Here is a 19,619-nt window from a genome sequence, read left to right as displayed (position 1 = left end):
AGGTAGGGTATTTTATAGGGAAGTTGTTTTAGTAGTATAAATAATAAAAAAACCAGATCATTATGAAGAATATGTTCAGAAAAATCGCTTATGTAACAATGCTAATGTCAGCATTACTATTTACATCTTGCCAAGAAGAGTTTGAAGAAGTAGCAACTGATGAAACAGAAACTATTGTTGCGAATTCTCAAATAGCAGAGTTAATTAAAAATACGGTGTCTAACGACGGTTCCTTTGATAATATTATAGACGGAGCAAGTTGTTTTGATATCCAATTTCCTTACGAAGTTGAGGTAAATGGCATACAAATTACTATTGATTCTGTTGAGGATTTAGAGGTGGTAGAAGAAATTTTTGATGAAATTTTTGATGATATAGATACTTTAGACATTATCTTTCCTATTACGATAAGCTTAGCAGATTTTACAGAAATTAGCATAGGAAGTATACAAGAATTAGAGGAATTAGCAAGAGAATGTGTAGAAGGTGGCGATGATGATGATATAGAATGTGTTGATTTTGTGTACCCAATTACTTTATTCTCTTTTGATATTAATAACGAGCAAACAGGAAGTGTTACAGTTAATAATGATAAAGAATTAAGTCGTTTTTTAGAGAGCTTAGAAGATGATGATATTGTGAGTATAGATTTTCCTGTATCTCTAGAATTTTTTAATGGAGAACAAATAACGGTAAATACAAATGCCGAATTAGCAGATGCTATAGAAAGAGCTAAGGATACTTGTGATGAAGATGATGATGATGATTTTGAAGATGATGATTTTGAAGATGATGAGATAGAAGCGTTTTTAATAGAATGTCCTTGGCAAATTAGAGCAATAGAATTAAACAATGAAAATTTAGGAGATGTATTTGGAGGCAACCATTTAGATTTTAAAAATGAAGGACAAGTAAGTTTAATTGAATCTAATGGTAGTGTAATAGATGGAACTTGGTCTAAAATCACCAATGATGAAGGAGTATTTGTTACTTTAGAATTCCAAGAATTAATGGATGTAAACCTAGAATGGAAAGTATTTAGAAGTGGAGAAGAACGTATTGTATTTAAATCTGGAGAGGATAATACAATTTTAGTAAAACAAGACTGTGACTTCAACACAGATGAAATACCAGAAAGATTAAGAAGCATACTTAAAGAATGTAGCTGGGAAATTGCACAAGTTGTTGTAAACGGAGATCCTATAGATAGATTATTAGGATACGATTTTACATTTAAAGCAGACAATGTGGTTACTTTAAGTGAAGGAGCTGTTGTTTCTGAAGGTACTTGGGAAATCATAAAGAATCAAGAAGAAATCTATGTAATGGCTATTACAATGGGACAAGAACAAGATCTTAATTTTGAATGGCCTTTAGAAGATTTAACAGAAGAAAGACTTGCTTTTGGGATACCAGATGCAGCATATAGACTTGTATTAGAAAGAAATTGTGCTACGGATATGGAAGTATGTACTGAAGGGTTTATAGCAGATGTTATTAGTACTTGCCAATGGAAAATTACAGATGAGAATGGAGAATTTTTCGAGGACATACAAATAGATTTTTCTAATAGGAACATCCACGCCTTTGATGCTAATAATGTTGCTGTAGATGAAGGTAACTGGGGAATAGTAGATAATATCATTTCTTTTAATGATTTAAGCTTAGCGCTTTCTAATTATGTTGGAGATTGGGAAGTTATTGAGTGTGGTGACGAACGTTTTAAATTAAAAAGAGGAGAAGAATATATCGTCCTTACTAGAATATGTGAATAAGAAAATGAGTAGTAGAGATTAAATTTTATTTCAGGACTTAATCGTTTAAAAGGACAACTTATATCAGTTGTCCTTTTTTGCTTTATATTTTATAATTCACTTTAAATAATAACAGGTATGACTTCTCACTTCGCTTGGTAATTCTTAAATTTGCAATTCTTTGAATAATACGGTACTACTATGTTTGATAATTTAAGTGATAAGCTAGATAAAGCATTACATGTTCTAAAGGGACATGGGCAAATTACAGAAATAAATGTTGCAGAAACTTTAAAAGAGGTTAGGAGAGCTTTACTTGATGCCGATGTAAACTTTAAAATTGCAAAAGAATTTACCAATAAAGTAAAAGAAAAAGCTTTAGGTCAGAACGTATTAACAACACTACAGCCTGGGCAATTAATGGTAAAGCTTGTAAAAGACGAGTTAACAAGCTTAATGGGTGGTGATGTAGAAGGAATTAATTTATCTGGAACACCATCAGTAATTTTAATGTCAGGACTACAAGGTTCTGGTAAAACAACTTTTTCTGGTAAACTTGCTAATTATTTAAAAACAAAGAAAACAAAGAAGCCTTTATTAGTTGCTTGTGATATATACCGTCCTGCAGCAATAGATCAATTGCATGTGGTTGGAGAACAAATAAATGTTGATGTATTTTCAGATAGAGAAAATACAGATCCAGTGGCAATTTCTAAAGCAGGTATTGCATATGCAAAAGCTAATGGGCATAATGTAGTGATTATTGATACCGCTGGTCGTTTGGCAGTTGACGAAGAAATGATGAACGAAATTTCTAATGTTCATAAAGCAATACAACCACAAGAAACGTTGTTTGTAGTAGATGCTATGACAGGGCAGGATGCGGTAAACACTGCTAAAGCCTTTAATGATATCTTAAATTTTGATGGTGTAATTCTTACCAAATTAGATGGTGATACCCGAGGTGGAGCTGCTATTTCTATTAAGTCTGTAGTAAACAAGCCTATTAAATTTATTGGTACAGGAGAGAAAATGGATGCTATAGATGTATTCTATCCTTCTCGTATGGCAGAACGTATCCTAGGCATGGGAGATGTGGTTTCTTTAGTGGAAAGAGCGCAAGAACAGTTTGATGAAGAAGAAGCTCGTAAAATTCAAAAGAAAATTGCGAAGAATCAATTTGGATTTGATGACTTTTTAAGCCAAATACAGCAAATTAAAAAAATGGGTAGCATTAAAGACCTTATGGGGATGATACCTGGTGCAGGTAAAGCATTAAAAGGTTTAGATATAGATGATGATGCTTTTAAACATGTAGAAGCTATTATACATTCTATGACGCCAGATGAAAGAGCTACACCAGCTAAATTAAATGCAAGTAGAAAAAAACGTATCGCTAAAGGTAGTGGTAGAAATGTTCAAGAAATTAATCAGCTATTAAAGCAATTTGATCAGATGAGCAAGATGATGAAAATGATGCAAGGTGGTGGTGGTAAAAAGATGATGCAAATGATGCAAAACATGAGATAATAAGAGCTTAAAGTAACCTGTTGCATTTAGGATTTTTGATAGTCCTAAAACGTCAGTTCGAGTGCTTTTGAGATACGAAAAAGTGTATCGAGAACTGTTTTGGAACCAAGATTCTGATTCTCGATACAATTTTTCTTCATTTCATTCCTAAAAATTACTCGAATTGACAGAATTTTGTTCTAAATACACAACGGGTTAAAGTACTATATTAATACTGTGTTCCAATAAAAAAGTTATTTAGAGCGCATTTGAAAATATTTAAATAAACAACTAACAGTCAACCAAATAATGGAGATTTTAGACGGTAAAAAAGTATCTAATCAAATTAAAGAAGAAATAGCAGTTGAAGTCGCTAAAATGCGAGAGAACGGTGAAAAAGTACCGCATTTAGCAGCTGTAATTGTGGGTAGTGATGGTGCAAGTTTAACTTATGTAGGGAGTAAAGTACGCTCTTGCCAACGCATTGGTTTTGAATCTACTTTAGTGCAAATGCCTAGTACAACCTCTGAAGTAGAATTACTTAAAAAAATTGATGAGCTAAATAAGAATGATGACATCGATGGCTTTATTGTACAGTTACCATTACCACCACAAATAGATACGCAAAAAGTACTTTTAGCAGTTGATCCAGATAAAGATGTGGATGGTTTTCATCCTATGAATTTTGGAAAAATGGCGCTAGATATGAGTACTTTTATCCCAGCAACACCATTTGGTATTTTAGAATTATTAGAACGCTATAATGTTGATACCAAAGGAAAACATACCGTAGTTATCGGGAGAAGTCATATTGTTGGTAGACCTATGAGTATTTTAATGGGGCGTAAAGGTTGGCCGGGAAATTCTACAGTAACCTTAACACACAGTCATACAAAAAACATTACGCAAATTATATCGCAAGCAGATATTGTAATTTCTGCCTTAGGGGTTCCTAAATTCTTAAAAGCAGAAATGGTTAAAGATGATGCTGTAATTATAGATGTAGGGATAACGCGTGTGCCAGACGAAACAAAAGAAAAGGGCTATTATATTACAGGAGATGTAGATTTTGAAAATGTGAGTAAAAAAGCATCTTACATTACTCCAGTTCCCGGAGGCGTAGGACCCATGACTATTGCTATGTTATTAAAAAATACATTATTGGCAAGAGAGCGTCATAGAAATAGAGGATAGTCTCAATGCAAAATAATAAAACGTCCTGTTTAATTCATTAAACAGGGCGTTTTTAGTTGATAATAATAGCGAATTATCTGTTTTTTTTAACTACAAGTATATAATCATTGGTAATTCTGGCCTTAGATCATGTGTTTTTCCTTGAATCTTGTGATCAAAAAATATTTCCATCAAATGTTCATTGCCTTTTTTTACAGTCAGATTTTTAATTCCGTTGATTGTTTTCATCGTATTTGTATTTAAATCAACATGAATAGATGAAATAATAATGTTTGTTACTTTCTCAGCTCCATTTGGATGTTTATAAAACTCTCTCCAAATTGCATATTCATCAGGAATGTTTTGTAAGTCAGACATCGTCTTAAATTGATCAGATTCAATTTTTGGATAAACAACAAAAATGGAGGGTTCAGCTAAATTAATATTAGAATTTTTTGCAGCATAAATATTAGCATTTTTATCCATCCAATCTTGATGATAAGGAATGGTTTGGAATGAAATTTTTGTAGTATCGTAATCTTTTACTTTTAAAGCAATGCTAAACGGAGAAGCATTATTTTTTGTAAAATTTGCTCTTTTAGTAAAATCCAAACTTGGATTTAGAGTATTATTTTTTTTAAATTCAGTTTGGTCATTAACAAATATAAGCTCGAGATATCCATTTAAGAAATTAAAGTATCTTCCTGCTGTTCCTTGTCCTTTATGCACTTGTGAGAGTGAATCTGGGATTGAAGTGAATCCGATTTCCGTAAGTTTTTCTTTCGTTTTTTGTGGATTTTTAACCCATACATTAAAATGATCTATTTGTAAATCAGACGAAATGTGTTCTGTCTTATTAATTTTATCCTCTTTACAAGAAGATATATTAAAAATCAAAACTAAGATTATAAAGTAATGTTGAATATTGATTTTGGATAATGAATATCTAGTTATTGTTTTCATCTTCAGTTGGTGGTTGTAAAACTTGGATGCTATCATCTCCTTCATCATTAGTACAACTATAAATTGCTATTTGGCTTAATAGAATTGCTACAATACATATTATTTTTTTCATAATTAATAGGCTTTTGGGGTTATCATATTAAAACGAAAAAAATATCAAAATCTTATAGTTAACTACATAGAGATATCATCTTTATCTTATTTAGCAAACAGTTGTCCCATATCTTTAAATGCTTTAAACTCTAATGCATTTCCTGCAGGGTCTAAAAAAAACATAGTTGCTTGTTCTCCAACTTCACCTTTAAAACGGATATAAGGTTCAATAATAAAGTTTACTTTTTTAGCAATTAGCTCTTTAGAAAAAGATTGAAATGTATTCCAAGGCAGTACCACTCCATAATGTGGAATAGGGACATCATGCCCATCAACAGGATTGTGATGTAATTTTTCGGTTGCTGATTTTGGCTTATAGTGTATAACCAGTTGATGTCCAAAAAGATTAAAGTCTACCCAATGGTCACTACTTCTGCCTTCTTCGCAATCTAATACTTCGCGATAAAAAGTTCTGCATTCCGCTAAATTATGTACGGGTATAGCAATATGAAAAGGAGAAATGTTTTGCATAATAAATTTTTATTCGGATTGTAAAAAAATAATGATGTTATCGTTTATTTCATCTTGATGTAAAGAATGGCCTAAACCTTCTGTTTTAGTTAAGGTACTCTTATCCCAGTTTTTATGAATGCTTTCTGCAGCTTTAAACGGTGCAATTAGATCAAAAGCATCATGTACAATAAACCCTTTTTTGGTATTGCTTTTAACAAATTTTGCAATAGAAAAGTCAGCTATTTTAAAATGAAATCTATTTTGGAAATATTCATCTAAACCTCTTAAAATAGTATTATTAAATTTCAATATTTTTTGATACCCATCCATAATTTCAGATAGTTCTGAGGGCGCTCCAAGAGAAACAATTTTACTAACAGAAGTATTAGGAAATTTATATTCGTGATACAATGCTGTCATCCCCCCAATGGAATGCCCTATTAGACAGTCTGGAGTATATTTTTCAATGATCTGATGAGTACATTCAGTATATAAAGGAACATTTAAGATTTTTCCGCTAGAATGGCCATGTGCAGGAGCATCAAAAGCGATGATATTAAAGTCTTTTTCTTGGAGTTTATGGATTAAGTTACGCCATCTAAATACATTACTTTCCCATCCATGTAAAAGTAATATTGTTTTTCTTGTGCCTTTCCATTTGTAGCATTGCAGATGATGTTCTTCTATTGTGAGTGTTTCAAACTTAGCTGCATTTAAAAAATCAATTTGATGCGCTAAAGGACGACCTTTTCTTGGGGTGCAAAATAAATAGAATGCTTTTTTTGTAACCTTCTCTATAGAAAAAAGGGATAATACATTAAAATAAAAACCATAAAGTAAAGGAAGTAGTTTTTTCATTAGATTTGGTTACTTTTAGTAACTTGCTATTTATTAGAAACTAAAATTACATATTTATTTTTCAATAAAAAAGTAGTAACCTAATTCGTATTAAGTATGAAAATAGAAACTATTACTGATAATCAGAAAGTTAAAACAGCAAAAAAAATAAAAAAAATGTTTGGACATATAAGTCCTAAAACAGAAAATTATTGTCCTATTAGGGATGTTATGGCATTAGCATCTGATAAGTGGAGCATTATTATTATTTTATATCTTGGATATTACCCAACTTTGCGGTTTAATAAACTAAAACATCATGTATATGGTATCTCTAGTAAAGTTTTAAGTGAACGTTTAAAAGTATTAGAAGCCGATGGGTACCTACTTAGAACGATGTATCCTGAAGTTCCTATCCGTGTAGAATATCAACTTACTGATTTTGGGCATTCTTATTTAAATAAATTAATAGAACTTACAGAATGGATTACTAATCATAGTGACACAATTATGGATAACAGGGAGAAAACAAGAAAACTGCGTAAATAATAGATCAAAAACCTCAGTTTAAAAAATTAAGATTCTCTATTTACTTTATCTATATGAAAAGCAGGTAAGCAAATTGCAATATAATGACAAGGCTTATCAAAAGGATTTGAGTATTGAACTCTAGTATTTTTTTCTATTTTAATAGATTCTCCTTCCTTTAAAATAATAGTTTCTCCATCAATAATAAATTGTTTTTTACCCTTAATGATATAAGTATATTCGTCAAATTCTGGAGTTTGAAAAGGCTCACTCCAACCTGGAGGAGCTAGCATACTTGCAATACTTATATTTTTATCTCCATTACTAGCATATCCAAAATGTTCCTCAATACGTTTGCCGTCATCAGTAGGGACAATAAATGGAGATTTTTGAATGGTATATTTTTTCATTTGAAAATGAGATAAGTTTATAGTGCTATTATTTAAAAATAGAAGTCAAGATTTTTATGAATTCCACGATAGCATCATATATTTAATTTTGGCAGTTTCTGGTATTTGAACAGCCTCTATATTTATGTTAGCCTTGTAGCGTAAATTTTCCGGTAATTCTTTCTTGTCGATTGTAAAATACAGGTCGCTTCCTTTAAGTAAAATCACAAGATTATTTAAGGAATTAATAATTTTTTTAATCTCATAGTTTTCCTGTATATCTTTAAAAGTACTGTTTAAGTGCACTCCTTTTTCTGTAGTATATCTAGCATCGTGTATACGGATATTTTCAACTGTAGGAACACTATCCTTGCTAGGCGTAAGGCTTAATAAATGTGCTCCTCCCTTTTCATAAATTTCTATCTTTAAATATGAAAATTCTGGATCTATAATCTGATTTTTTTTAACGATAGAATCTTTGGATACTTCAGAGATAGTTTTAGTGCTAAATTTCGATTTTTTTATTCCATTAGTGGGTACAATAGAATCCATACTAAATATCGTTTCCAGATCAGATATTGCGGCAGTTTTATTTAAATTTCCCACAGCATCTTTTTTAATTTTAAATTTAATATTTTCACTTTCGCAGCTAAATAAACATAATAGTATAGCAATTAATGTGATTTGAAATAGGTGTTTCATAAGTTAAAACTGAAATATATAAATTAACGCATTACTTTTTTTAATACTCCCAATACACCACGAATAAAAGTAGCGCTTGTTAATACCTTTATAATAGGGTTTTGCCTCGTACTAGTTCTTTTTCTTGAGCTAGAACGTGTTGGTTTTTCTTTTTCTTTACTAGCTTCTTTTTCTGCCTTTTCTATTTTTTCATTTAAAATTTCATAGGCACTCTCACGATCAATAGTTTCATTGTATTTTTTTACTAATTTAGAGTCAGTAATAACTTTTTTTAGTTCACTGTCTGTAAGTACATCCATCCGACTCATTGGTGCTCTAAGCATAGTTGCTGCCAATGGCGTTGGCCGGCCTTTTTCATCTAAAGCAGAGATGAGCGCTTCTCCTATACCTAAAGAGGTTAAAACTTCTTTGGTATCATAAAATTCTGATTCTGGATAATTTTCAGCAGTTAATTTAATTGCTTTTCTATCTCTAGCCGTAAAAGCACGTAAAGCGTGTTGTACTTTTAAACCTAATTGTGCCAGAACTTCGTTGGGCACATCTGTTGGGTTTTGGGTTACAAAATACAAGCCAATGCCTTTAGAACGTATTAATTTAACAATACTTTCTATTTGATCTAAAAGTGCTTTAGAAGCTTCTTTAAAAATCAAGTGTGCTTCATCTATAAATAATACAAGTTCAGGTCTGTCACTATCTCCTTGTTCTGGAAAAGTACTATATATTTCAGCCAAAAGACTTAACATAAAAGTAGAAAACAGTTTAGGTCTATCTTGAATATCTGTTAATCTAAGAATATTAATATATCCATTTCCATTTTCATCTATTCGTGTTAAATCATCTACTTCAAAAGATTTTTCTCCAAAAAACAAATCAGCACCTTGCTGTTCTAATTCAATTATTTTTCTAAGAATGGTTCCTGTAGAACTTGTAGATATTCTTCCGTAGGCTTCGGTAAATTCCTTTTTGCCTTCGCCTGTAGCATATTGCAATACTTTTTTAAAGTCTTTTAAATCTAAGAGTGGTAATTTATGATCATCACAATATTTAAAAACAACGGCAGTAATCCCAGATTGCGTTTCTGTTAAATCTAATATCCTAGAAAGTAGCGTAGGGCCAAATTCAGAGACTGTAGCGCGTAATTTTACCCCATCTTGTTCTGATAATGATAATATTTCAACAGGGAAATTTTTAGCTTCAAATGGGATTCCAATTTTAGTGTGGCGTTCGTCTATTTTTGGATGTCCGGGGCTTGGCTGTGCTAAACCACTTAAATCACCTTTAAGGTCCATTAATAAAACAGGGATTCCTTTATCGGATAAATTTTCTGCAATAACTTGTAATGTTTTTGTTTTTCCAGTTCCCGTTGCACCAGCAATTAGGCCATGACGGTTTAGAGTTTTTAAAGGTATTTTTACAAAAGCATCCGTTATGGTTTCGTCATCTAAAATGGCAGACCCCATGGTGATGTAATCTCCTTTTGTGGTATACCCTTTTTCTATATGTGCAAAGAATGTTTCTTTAGTACTCATTTTTAGCTATAGTTTTCGTAAAAATAGGGTAATTTTATGCAAATAGAAAAATGAAATTAGATTTCAATTTTTCTTTAAATCGATATATTATGATGAAAAACTATTTTATTTTTTTATTGCTGTCGTTTTGTGGTGTATTTAGTAGCGCTCAAGATAAAGCGCCTGTTATATTTCATAAATCTCATGAAATTAAAAAACAAAATGCACCTTTTAGTGATGCTGTAGAAGTAGGAAACCTATTCTTTTTATCTGGGCAAATAGGAATGAATCATACCACAAGAACATTAGTTAAAGGTGGTATTGTTGCAGAAACGGAACAGGCTATACATAATATAAAGGCGGTGTTAGAGCTGCATCATATGGATTTAAGTAATGTAGTAAAATGTACCGTTATTTTAAGTTCAATTGATGATTTTACTGTTTTTAATGAAATCTACACACAATATTTTACAAATAAACCAGCAAGAACAACTTTTGCTGCCAGCGGTTTAGCTAGGAATGCTAAAATTGAAATTGATGTGATAGCTGCTAAAAATTAAAAATAATAAACTATCCATGGATATGTCTGTGAGTTGACAATTTAAACGTAGGTATTTCTGATTACTTTATACCATCTATATGTGATAGTATGTATCATATAAAAGCAACTTTTAAGTTTGTATAATTTTTGTTGTAGATAGATCTTATAAGCAGTCATATAAATTGTTGTTGTATCTTTGCCTGATGAGTAAAAGTGAAGTGTTAGCACTAGTTGATAAAGGAGAAATGTTACCCTTAATGGAGGAGTTTTATACCATACAAGGGGAAGGTTTTTATAAAGGTACTGCTGCATATTTTATACGAGTTGGAGGTTGTGATGTAGGGTGTCATTGGTGTGATGTAAAAGAAAGTTGGAATGCTGAAACCCATCCGCCAACGGCCATTGACAAAATTATAGAAAATGCAGCAACGTACTCTGATACTATTGTAGTAACAGGTGGAGAACCATTAACCTGGGATATGACTCCTTTGACTAAAGGCTTAAAAGCTAAAAACTTAAATACACATATTGAAACCTCTGGGGCGTATCCTTTGTCTGGTATTTGGGATTGGATCTGTTTATCACCCAAAAAAAATAAATTGCCTGAAAAAGATGCAGAAATATATGATAAGGCACATGAATTAAAAATGATAATTTTTAATAAGCATGATTTTATTTTTGCAGAAGAACAAGCAAAATTAACCAATGAAAAATGTGTGCTTTACTTGCAACCTGAATGGAGTGTGAAAGAAAAAATGGTGCCACTTATTGTGGATTATGTAATGCAAAACCCCAAGTGGAAAGTAAGTTTACAAACGCATAAATACCTAAATATCCCTTGAAAAAAGAGTTTATAAGTTTATGCACTACGCGCTAGTTTATGAAAAATTTTAGGAGTTTATTAGTTTAGGGGTTCATAAAAGAATAAATTTCAACTCTCGCCCTGAGCATAGGTGAAGGGAACAACTACCTTCCTCCGTTAGACCTAAGATCTAACATACACTCTGCATCTAAACCTGGTACTTGACTATTTTTAGATATTAACATTTTAGACATAGCAGCTCCAAATTCTAATTCTGCAAGCATTAAGCATCCAGGGACATTACAATGCTGATTACCAACTTCAACACCCGAAATGTCTGTAGTAACTCCTTCATGATCATTAATAGCAGGGGTTCCTAGATTTACGAGACCAAATAAATGTCCAAATTCATGATTTAAGGTTGCTGTTTCTATGGTTCCATTGGATAAAGTGCCTCTTGTTCTAGCAGATAAATCGCGTATAGTAGATTCATAAATTACCATAGATGTATTTCTGTAAACTGCACCAAGCGTAACTAAATTTTCGTCTGGATTATCACCTTCAGATGGGGCATCTGTAAAATAAATATAAATTGCTAGGGTAGAACCATCGTTATATGCAGTTCTGTTTTCCAGTTCTAAATCTGCAATTTCCTGTAATTCAAGCGTTTCTTCGTTAGGAGAATCTAATTCTATAAATTCAACATCAATATTTTCTTTAAAAGTATGTAATCTTAGAAACTCTAGTAGATCATCAATGGCACTTTGCTCTGGTCTAAAACCACTAACATGGCCAATTTGTATCCGGAGCCTATCAAAATTAGCATTAGATAAAATATCGTTAGCAGATGCACCAGTACCTAGTAAGTTTTGACTTCTATCTACGTTTTGAGGAATAGGATCTGGAGTATTATCTGGTGTAGAATCTGAACCGCTTTTAGAGCAACTTAATATGATCCTAAATGCTAAAAGTATAAAAAGAATTTTATGTGTTTTCATAGACAAATTATATTATTGTAAATCAACCTAAATACTTAACGAAACATATAGCAATACTATTGTGATAATAACTTAAGTTCTACTAAATAGTCGTAATGTTTCCCTTCGCTTACAAGTTTACAATCTAAATTATTGGTTAATGCTGCTCTTTGTAAAGTATTATAATCGATATACAACCAATCAAATTTTATGCTTTTTTTTCCTTTATATTCCATTTGAAAGGAAACTTCGCCATAATAAGTTGTGTGGTCTGGAATCCAATAGGAATCATCAGTATCATTTTCAAACATATAAATAATATCGCTAGAATCTAAAATAATTTTTCCATTAGGATTTAAGAGCGACTTTAAATGTGTAAAGAAAGCATCCAAACGATCTAATTGGCCAACAATACCAATGCCGTTCATTAATAATAATAAGGTGTCAAATTTTTGATCTTTCAAGTCATAAATATCAGCGCAAATAGTATTTATTAGCCCTCTTTTTTTACATGCTTTTATGGCCCCTTCAGAATAGTCTAAAGCAGTAACCCGATGCCCTTTTTCTTGTAAATACAGACTATGACTACCAGCACCACAGCCAATATCTAAAACAGAACCAGTACATAATTGTAATGCTTTTTGCTCTAATTCTGGCATTATAGCGTAATTACGAAATAGATAAGATACTGGTATAACATCTTCTTCATCTAAAGATGAAAATGTTTTGATGTCTTCCGTATGTTGACCAGACTGATAATCTAATATTGCTTCGCCTATAATATCTACAGTCATTTAATTTGTATTTTAATTGTAAAAGTGAGACATTTAGAGGAATCTAAAAAACAAAAGGGAGAAACCAATACGAAAATTAATAAAATGAATGATTTTTTACATCAACTCCCTAAGTTAGCCAAAGATAAGCATGCTGAAAACAAGAAATTTTTTGCTAAACTTAAAAAGAAACCACCAAAGAAATTAGACTATGTAATGCAGGAATTGCATACCGAAGAGTTTAAACGTACAGACTGCTTAACCTGTGCTAATTGTTGTAAAACAACAGGTCCTCTTTTTACTAATGCAGATATAGAACGTATTGCAAAGTATTTTAAATTAAAACCACAACAATTTATTGCCAAGTATTTAAAAATAGATGAAGAAAACGATTATGTTTTACAGCAAGTGCCTTGTACTTTTTTAGGAGCAGATAATTACTGCGCTATCTATGAGGTGCGACCAAAAGCCTGTAGGGAGTTTCCGCATACAGATCGCAAAAAATTTCAACAGATCAGCAACCTTACTTTAAAAAACGTTGCAATTTGCCCAGCTGCATTTCATATTGTTGAAGAGATGAAAAAAAAGCTGAAATAGCAATTGTATATCGGCAGTGGTATTACAAACCAAAAAGTTTTTCTTATATTGATATCCTATGGAAACAATTATCACCTATTTTGAAACCATACCCCCTTTACATAGATCTATTATTTTAGTTGGAGGGATCACCTTTTTTTGGTTGTTAGAAGGTGCAGCGCCTTTATTCACATTTAAGTACAAAAAATGGCGTCATGCATGGCCAAATTTATTTTTTACGGTTACTACAATCATTATAAATTTTCTTTTAGCCTTTGTATTATTAAAAACAAGTGATTGGGTTACAGCAAATAACTTTGGAATTATTAATTGGATAGTACTACCCTTATGGGCTTATGTGCTTTTAGGTATTTTTCTATTAGATTTTATTGGCGCTTATTTGGCGCATTATGCAGAACATAAAATTAAACCTTTTTGGATGGTACATCTAGTACATCATACAGATCACAATGTGGATACAACCACAGCAAACAGGCATCATCCTATTGAAAGTGTTATAAGATTTGCGTTTACACTTTTAGGTGTTTTTATTGTTGGCGCACCAATAGCTATTATTATGCTTTACCAATCTATCTCTGTAGTATGTTCACAATTTAACCATGCCAATATAAAACTTCCTAGAAAGCTAGATGTAGCACTTAGTTGGCTTATTGTTACACCAGATATGCATAAAGTGCATCATCATTATGTATTGCCTTATACAGATTCTAATTATGGTAATATTTTTTCTGTTTGGGATCGCATTTTTGGAACATTTATGACTTTAGATAGAGATGCTATCACTTATGGAGTAGATACTTTTTTTGATGAAAAAGCGAATGCTAAAATAGAAGTGCTTTTAAAACAACCCTTTCATAAATATCGCAAACCAACTAAACAATAATCTAATTATACAGATATAATATGTTATAGGTTCTTAAAAGAGTTTATAAGTTTATGCGCTTCGCACTAATTTATAAGTTTATAAAAAAGTTTAAGAGTTTAGAGGTTTAATAGTTTGTAATACGTATTGAGTAAGTTGTTCAAAGTATTAAGTAGAAAAATTAGTTTTAACAACTAACAATTACATCAATACTCCAAGCTTCTGCTTTTGATTTAAACATAGGTTTTGTTTTAGCCCAAACCCCTTTAAATAATTCGCTATTTCGGTAATTTTCCAAATCTTCTTCATTTTCCCATTTGCTATACGTGAAGAATATGGTTGAATCATTTATGTCTTTACATAAATCTAAATGAGAACAACCCGGAAAGTTTCTTATTTGATGTTTTACCTTATCAAAATTAGCTAAGAAAATAGGAATCTTATTTTCTTTAAATTCCATTTTTACAATTCGTGTGAACATATTTATGTGAGTTTAAAAAGTTTAAGAGTTTAGGCGCTACGCGCTAGTTTATAAGTTTATAACAAAAGTTTAAGAGTTTAGGTGTTTAATAGTTTAGCAAAAGTATCTTTAGCCAATAGCCAATAGCCAATAGCCAATAGCCAATAGCCAATAGCCAATAGCCAATAGCCAATAGCCAATAATTAATACATAAGATATTTAGCACGTATTAGCTTAAATTTTTCAATTGCTGGTTGCCACGAGCTGTGAATTTCTTCGGCTGGTACTCCTGTAATTATTTGCTGCTGTAATGTTTTTGTTCCAGCGTGTTTTGTAAAGCCATTAGTATTAAAAAACACTTTTTTATTGGAGCTATTTTCATAGGCATCTATCACAAACTTAATATCAAGTGCGCTCATTTTTTCTAGATTCAGTTTCGTTAAATCTCTGCCGTAACAGATTTTACCATTATGTTTTGGGTATTTAGAGCCAAAATTTGGTTTTGGAGTATAGCTGAAATTATATTGAGTACTGTCTAATTCTGGTGCACCATAACGTTGAAATTGAAATTCAGTACCTCTGCCCGCATTGATAGTAGTCCCTTCAAAAAGCCCTAAACTAGGGTATAATTGAATAGCTAAATCATTAGGTAAGTTTGGGGAAGGTCTTATCGGTAAACTATAAGGCGTTTCACGTGTATAATTGTCCAGTGGAATTACAGTTAAATTGGCTTTTTTAGAACCACCTAGCCATTCTTCATTATTGATCATTTTTGCATATTCTCCAATAGTCATTCCATAAACAAGGGGTATTTCTGTCATCCCTAAAAAACTTGTATGCACTTTTTCCATAGTAGGGCCGTCTACATAATGGATATTAGGGTTTGGTCTATCCAAAACAATAAGAGGAATATCATTTGCGGAACAGGCCTCCATGACCAGCTGCAATGTAGCAATATAAGTGTAAAAACGAACGCCTACATCTTGAATGTCAAAAAGAACTACATCAATATCTTTTAATTGCGCATCGGTAGGTTTTCTATTTTTACCATGTAAAGAAAAAATAGGTAAACCTGTTTTAGTATCTATATCATCTTTTACAGCTTCGCCAGCATCAGCTTTTCCTCTAAAACCATGTTCTGGTGCAAAAACTTTTTTAATATTTACTTGTAATGCTACAAGAGAATCTACCAGATGCGTATGTCCTTTTTGATTAAATATTACAGTAGTTTGATTTGCCACTAAGGCAACCTTTTTATCTTTTAGAAGCGGCAAATAACTCTCCGTTTTTGCGGAAGCAACACGAAGTAATTTTTTTTCTATTTCTTGTTTGCTATTTTGAGCTGTAGCATTTACCTCTATTTCTGCCTTCTTTTGGTTTCCACACGCAGAAAGTAATAAAACCAATAATAAAAATGTATTTTTGAAATAGGATATAAATAGCATAAATTGAATTTAGAATATTTTATTGCAAAACGCCTAACGCTGGCTAAAGCAGATAAAAATAGTGTATCGGCACCAATAATAAAAATTGCAATTGTTGCAATAGCCATTAGTATTATAATGATGCTAATTGCTATTGCAACAGGTTTTGGTTTAAAGAAAAAAATTAGAGAAAAGGTTGCTGCTTTTAATGGCCATATACAAATTACAAATTATGATAATAATACCTCGGAAGTATCTGTTGTTCCCGTTGATATAAAACAAGATTTTTACCCAGAGTTTAAAAATATAGCAGGCATTCAGCATGTACAGGCGGTAGCCACTAAAGGTGGTATTATTAGAACAAATGAAACTGTAGAAGGTATCATAGCCAAAGGAGTTGGTAAAGATTATAATTGGACATTTTTTGAGGAATATTTAGAAGAAGGGCGTTTGCCTGATTATAGTGGAAAACGTAATGATGAAGTATTAATATCTAGTCTTTTAGCAAATAAGTTAAAATTAAGTTTAGGAGACACTTTTTTTTCAGTTTTTTTGAAAGAAAATAACCCTTCTAAAATACCAAATCAGCAAAAATCTAAAATTGTTGGTATTTATGATAGTGGTTTTGAAGAATATGATGCCGTATATGTTTTTATGGATCTAAGGCATATTCAACGGATGAATAAATGGAAACCCAATCAGATTGGTAATTTTGAAGTTTTTTTAGAAGATTTTGATGATTTAGATGAAAAAGGCAAAGAAATTTATGGCAGTACCTTGTCTACCTTAAATTCAAGAACCATAAAGGATAAATACAGGTATATTTTTCAATGGATAGATCTTTTTGATTTTAATATCATATTAATTATTGGAATAATGATCATTGTTGGTGGTATTAATATGATTACGGCTTTATTGGTTTTAATTTTAGAACGCACTCAAATGATTGGTGTTTTAAAGGCATTAGGAACTACAAACTATAGCATACGCAAGCTGTTTTTATATAATGCTATATATCTAATCGGGATAGGTTTATTATTAGGAAATGGTATTGGTTTAGGGCTTATATGGGCGCAAGATGCCTACAAGATATTTAAGTTTCCTAATCCTAAAGAATATTATGTAGAGTATATTCCAGTAAGTATAGATGTATTTACAATTTTATTTTTAAACATAGGTGTTATGGTACTTTGTGTACTTATGTTATTAATACCATCGTATATCATTACTAGAATTACGCCTGTAAAAGCTATAAAATTTGATTAAAATGGAAGCGAGATTTATCTTTTTGTATATCTATTTATGAAGCTTGTATTTTTAACCTATGGAGAATAGTATTTTAACATTAGAATTCGAAAATAAAACAGTAGTATTAGAAAGAGGTGAATTAATTAGCTACCAAGTAGCTGGTTATGAGTATATACATCAAAAAGGAAGTCCAGGTTGGCGAAGTTCTGATACAGAAATGTTTCCAATAATTGGGCCTACTGCAGCAGCTAATTTTAAAGTAAAAACTCCTAAAGGTTCCGCAATTCAAGACCAACACGGCTTGTTAAGGGAGATGAATTATGAGCTGGTTTCCAATACAGAAACAAATGCCATTTTTCAAAAAACGTACAAGGCGAATACAAGAGTAAAGAATTCTAAATACCCTACTAAATCTTCAGAAGAATATTTAAGTTGGCCCTATGATTTTAAGTTTCAAAAAAAAATAAATCTTCATAAAAATGGACTAGAAATTTCTTTTGTGATCAGTGGAGAAAAAGGAATGCCTTTTATGCTAGGCTACCATCCTGCCTTTAAGTTATATGCAAAAACCCCTTTATTACTAGCAAAAGATAAAGAAATTAACTTAGCTGAAATTTTAGCAGTAGGCAGTAGAGCGTATCAAATTAAAGACTGTTCTGAAATAATTTTAAAAGATACTAAATCAATTCAACTGAAAACAGAAGGTTTTGGACATTTTATGGCTTGGACAGAAGTACCTAATATGGTTTGTGTTGAGCCTATTTCTTTTTACCCTTATGAAGTTTCAGAAGAAAATATTGATCATGGCTTCCAGATTATGGGTAATTCTGATGAAGTTTTTAAAATACATTTTATAACCTAATAACGTTTAAAAATGAACTCGGCACTAGAACAAAATTATGGGTATCTTTTTGAGAAAGAACTATTGCATGAAATTAATGCAATATCGGTTTCTAAAAAAGTAAAACAAGGCGATATTCTTATAGACTTAGAAGATAGAATTACCATGGTGCCTTTGTTATTAGATGGAGCGATAAAGATTTTACGAGAAGATAAAAAAGGAGATGAACTAATTCTTTATTTTTTAGAAAAAGGAGATACTTGTGCTATGACGTTCTCCTGTTGTTTAGGTGCTACTAAAAGTAAAATACGCGCTGTAGCTGAATCAGATTCTGAAATTTTAATGATTCCAGTACAACAAATGGAAATTTGGATGGCGCAGTATAAAAGTTGGAGGGCATTTATTTTAGATAGTTATCATACAAGAATGACGGAACTTTTAGAAACAGTTGATACATTAGCTTTTATGAGAATGGATGAACGGCTTTTAAAGCACCTCCAAGATAAAGCAAAAGTGACGCATACAGATGAAATTTATGCTACTCACCAAGAAATTGCTACAGATTTGCATACTTCTAGAGTAGTTGTCTCTCGTTTACTTAAAAAGTTAGCGAATGAAGGGAAAATTAAGATGAACCGAAATCAGGTGAAGGTTTTAGTGTTATAAACTGTTTTTTTGGTTGATAATTAAATTGATGTATCATTTTTTAAATGTATTCACAGTATGTGTTTAACATTTGGAGTGTTTTAATATTATAATAAAAGGAAAAGGGATTTACACAAAGCCCTTTTCCATTTTATTATTATGCACAAAAAGGAGCAGTGCCATCAGGGCAAGTTGAATTACATGCAACTTGGATAACTCCAAATGTTGTGAAACAAGCACCAGTGGTTCCTCCACCACCGCCTCCGCCTCCTAGACAAGGGTGATTTGGTGGTACATGGCATGGGCATCCAGGAGGAGCTATATCACATCCAAATCCTCCATTAATTAATTTTTGTTCATTTTTGTTTAGGGTTTTCCCTAAGTTTTTCAAATTTTTCATAATTACATGATTTAAAATTATATTTAAATCCTTGATCATTTAAAGACACTCAAGGTTTGTGTCTATTCTTCGCGAAAGAA

General features: G+C 31.6%; 23 protein-coding genes. 11 read left to right on the top strand and 12 right to left on the bottom strand.

Annotated elements, in window-relative coordinates; genetic code table 11:
* Positions 1-62 precede the first annotated feature (62 nt).
* From ACZ451_RS00800 to ACZ451_RS00790, 3 genes are all read left to right on the top strand, one after another.
* The gene (locus ACZ451_RS00800) at positions 63-1,775 is read left to right on the top strand and encodes a hypothetical protein (protein WP_464215172.1); all 1,713 of its coding nucleotides are present in this window, start codon (positions 63-65) and stop codon (positions 1,773-1,775) included.
* 180 nt (positions 1,776-1,955) lie between these two features.
* The gene (gene ffh, locus ACZ451_RS00795; RefSeq protein ID WP_464215171.1) at positions 1,956-3,284 is read left to right on the top strand and encodes a signal recognition particle protein; all 1,329 of its coding nucleotides are present in this window, start codon (positions 1,956-1,958) and stop codon (positions 3,282-3,284) included.
* Positions 3,285-3,572: 288 nt separating this feature from the next.
* Positions 3,573-4,457: a bifunctional 5,10-methylenetetrahydrofolate dehydrogenase/5,10-methenyltetrahydrofolate cyclohydrolase gene (locus ACZ451_RS00790; protein WP_464215170.1), complete on the top strand. Its 885-nt coding sequence runs from the start codon at positions 3,573-3,575 to the stop codon at positions 4,455-4,457.
* A gap of 90 nt (positions 4,458-4,547) precedes the next feature.
* On the opposite strand, the gene ACZ451_RS00785 is transcribed toward ACZ451_RS00790, so the two are convergent.
* The 4 genes from ACZ451_RS00785 to ACZ451_RS00770 all read right to left on the bottom strand — a co-directional run bounded on the left by ACZ451_RS00785 (position 4,548) and on the right by ACZ451_RS00770 (position 6,863).
* The gene (locus ACZ451_RS00785) at positions 4,548-5,399 is read right to left on the bottom strand and encodes a VOC family protein (protein ID WP_464215169.1); all 852 of its coding nucleotides are present in this window, start codon (positions 5,397-5,399) and stop codon (positions 4,548-4,550) included.
* Positions 5,383-5,511: a hypothetical protein gene (locus ACZ451_RS00780; protein WP_464215168.1), complete on the bottom strand. Its 129-nt coding sequence runs from the start codon at positions 5,509-5,511 to the stop codon at positions 5,383-5,385. The genes ACZ451_RS00785 and ACZ451_RS00780 overlap by 17 nt, the downstream gene beginning before the upstream one ends.
* 86 nt (positions 5,512-5,597) lie before the next feature.
* A complete protein-coding gene (locus ACZ451_RS00775) occupies positions 5,598-6,023 on the bottom strand; it encodes a VOC family protein (RefSeq protein WP_464215167.1) in 426 nt (141 codons plus the stop codon).
* A gap of 9 nt (positions 6,024-6,032) precedes the next feature.
* On the bottom strand, positions 6,033-6,863 hold the full coding sequence (locus ACZ451_RS00770) for an alpha/beta fold hydrolase (RefSeq protein ID WP_464215166.1): 831 nt from the start codon (positions 6,861-6,863) through the stop codon (positions 6,033-6,035).
* A 96-nt stretch (positions 6,864-6,959) separates the two neighbouring features.
* Between ACZ451_RS00770 and ACZ451_RS00765 the strand changes: the two genes are divergently transcribed.
* A complete protein-coding gene (locus ACZ451_RS00765; RefSeq protein ID WP_464215165.1) occupies positions 6,960-7,391 on the top strand; it encodes a winged helix-turn-helix transcriptional regulator in 432 nt (143 codons plus the stop codon).
* Positions 7,392-7,417: 26 nt separating this feature from the next.
* On the opposite strand, the gene ACZ451_RS00760 is transcribed toward ACZ451_RS00765, so the two are convergent.
* Genes ACZ451_RS00760 through ACZ451_RS00750 form a run of 3 tightly spaced genes read right to left on the bottom strand, consistent with a single transcriptional unit; the run spans position 7,418 to position 9,990 of the window.
* Complete coding sequence (locus ACZ451_RS00760; RefSeq protein ID WP_464215164.1) at positions 7,418-7,780, bottom strand: cupin domain-containing protein; 363 nt, start codon at positions 7,778-7,780, stop codon at positions 7,418-7,420.
* Between the two features lie 54 nt (positions 7,781-7,834).
* Complete coding sequence (locus tag ACZ451_RS00755; protein WP_464215163.1) at positions 7,835-8,461, bottom strand: hypothetical protein; 627 nt, start codon at positions 8,459-8,461, stop codon at positions 7,835-7,837.
* Between the two features lie 23 nt (positions 8,462-8,484).
* On the bottom strand, positions 8,485-9,990 hold the full coding sequence (locus ACZ451_RS00750; protein WP_464215162.1) for a helicase HerA-like domain-containing protein: 1,506 nt from the start codon (positions 9,988-9,990) through the stop codon (positions 8,485-8,487).
* Between the two features lie 89 nt (positions 9,991-10,079).
* On the opposite strand from ACZ451_RS00750, the gene ACZ451_RS00745 reads away from it, so the two are divergent.
* Positions 10,080-10,529 (top strand): Rid family detoxifying hydrolase, encoded by a 450-nt coding sequence (locus ACZ451_RS00745; protein ID WP_464215161.1) that lies wholly within the window; start codon positions 10,080-10,082, stop codon positions 10,527-10,529.
* 184 nt (positions 10,530-10,713) lie between these two features.
* A complete protein-coding gene (locus tag ACZ451_RS00740; protein WP_464215160.1) occupies positions 10,714-11,352 on the top strand; it encodes a 7-carboxy-7-deazaguanine synthase QueE in 639 nt (212 codons plus the stop codon).
* A gap of 124 nt (positions 11,353-11,476) precedes the next feature.
* Here ACZ451_RS00740 and ACZ451_RS00735 read toward each other — a convergent pair whose 3' ends face one another.
* Positions 11,477-12,310 carry a hypothetical protein gene (locus tag ACZ451_RS00735; protein ID WP_464215159.1) on the bottom strand — a complete coding sequence of 278 codons (834 nt, stop codon included), beginning with the start codon at positions 12,308-12,310 and terminating at the stop codon, positions 11,477-11,479.
* A 56-nt stretch (positions 12,311-12,366) separates the two neighbouring features.
* Positions 12,367-13,083, bottom strand: a complete 717-nt coding sequence (locus tag ACZ451_RS00730) for a class I SAM-dependent methyltransferase (RefSeq protein WP_464215158.1) — start codon at positions 13,081-13,083, stop codon at positions 12,367-12,369.
* Positions 13,084-13,167: 84 nt separating this feature from the next.
* Between ACZ451_RS00730 and ACZ451_RS00725 the strand changes: the two genes are divergently transcribed.
* Entirely contained in the window at positions 13,168-13,659 is a 492-nt protein-coding gene (locus ACZ451_RS00725) for a YkgJ family cysteine cluster protein (protein WP_464216881.1), read from the top strand.
* A gap of 58 nt (positions 13,660-13,717) precedes the next feature.
* Entirely contained in the window at positions 13,718-14,542 is an 825-nt protein-coding gene (locus ACZ451_RS00720; RefSeq protein ID WP_464215157.1) for a sterol desaturase family protein, read from the top strand.
* A 166-nt stretch (positions 14,543-14,708) separates the two neighbouring features.
* Here ACZ451_RS00720 and ACZ451_RS00715 read toward each other — a convergent pair whose 3' ends face one another.
* Complete coding sequence (locus ACZ451_RS00715; protein WP_464215156.1) at positions 14,709-15,002, bottom strand: putative quinol monooxygenase; 294 nt, start codon at positions 15,000-15,002, stop codon at positions 14,709-14,711.
* A gap of 182 nt (positions 15,003-15,184) precedes the next feature.
* Positions 15,185-16,426, bottom strand: coding sequence for an exo-beta-N-acetylmuramidase NamZ family protein (locus tag ACZ451_RS00710; protein ID WP_464215155.1), 1,242 nt, complete (start codon positions 16,424-16,426; stop codon positions 15,185-15,187).
* A gap of 3 nt (positions 16,427-16,429) precedes the next feature.
* Here ACZ451_RS00710 and ACZ451_RS00705 point away from each other — a divergent pair, with 3 nt between their 5' ends.
* Genes ACZ451_RS00705 through ACZ451_RS00695 form a run of 3 tightly spaced genes read left to right on the top strand, consistent with a single transcriptional unit; the run spans position 16,430 to position 19,160 of the window.
* On the top strand, positions 16,430-17,671 hold the full coding sequence (locus ACZ451_RS00705; RefSeq protein ID WP_464215154.1) for an ABC transporter permease: 1,242 nt from the start codon (positions 16,430-16,432) through the stop codon (positions 17,669-17,671).
* Between the two features lie 58 nt (positions 17,672-17,729).
* The gene (locus ACZ451_RS00700) at positions 17,730-18,515 is read left to right on the top strand and encodes an aldose epimerase family protein (RefSeq protein WP_464215153.1); all 786 of its coding nucleotides are present in this window, start codon (positions 17,730-17,732) and stop codon (positions 18,513-18,515) included.
* A gap of 12 nt (positions 18,516-18,527) precedes the next feature.
* Positions 18,528-19,160, top strand: coding sequence for a Crp/Fnr family transcriptional regulator (locus tag ACZ451_RS00695; RefSeq protein ID WP_464215152.1), 633 nt, complete (start codon positions 18,528-18,530; stop codon positions 19,158-19,160).
* A 136-nt stretch (positions 19,161-19,296) separates the two neighbouring features.
* On the opposite strand, the gene ACZ451_RS00690 is transcribed toward ACZ451_RS00695, so the two are convergent.
* Entirely contained in the window at positions 19,297-19,539 is a 243-nt protein-coding gene (locus ACZ451_RS00690) for a hypothetical protein (RefSeq protein ID WP_464215151.1), read from the bottom strand.
* Positions 19,540-19,619: the final 80 nt, after the last annotated feature.

It is taken from the genome of Allocellulophaga tsushimaensis, assembly GCF_055383085.1.
Note: the sequence above shows the minus strand (reverse complement) of the source record. Positions and strands in the feature narration are given on the sequence as shown.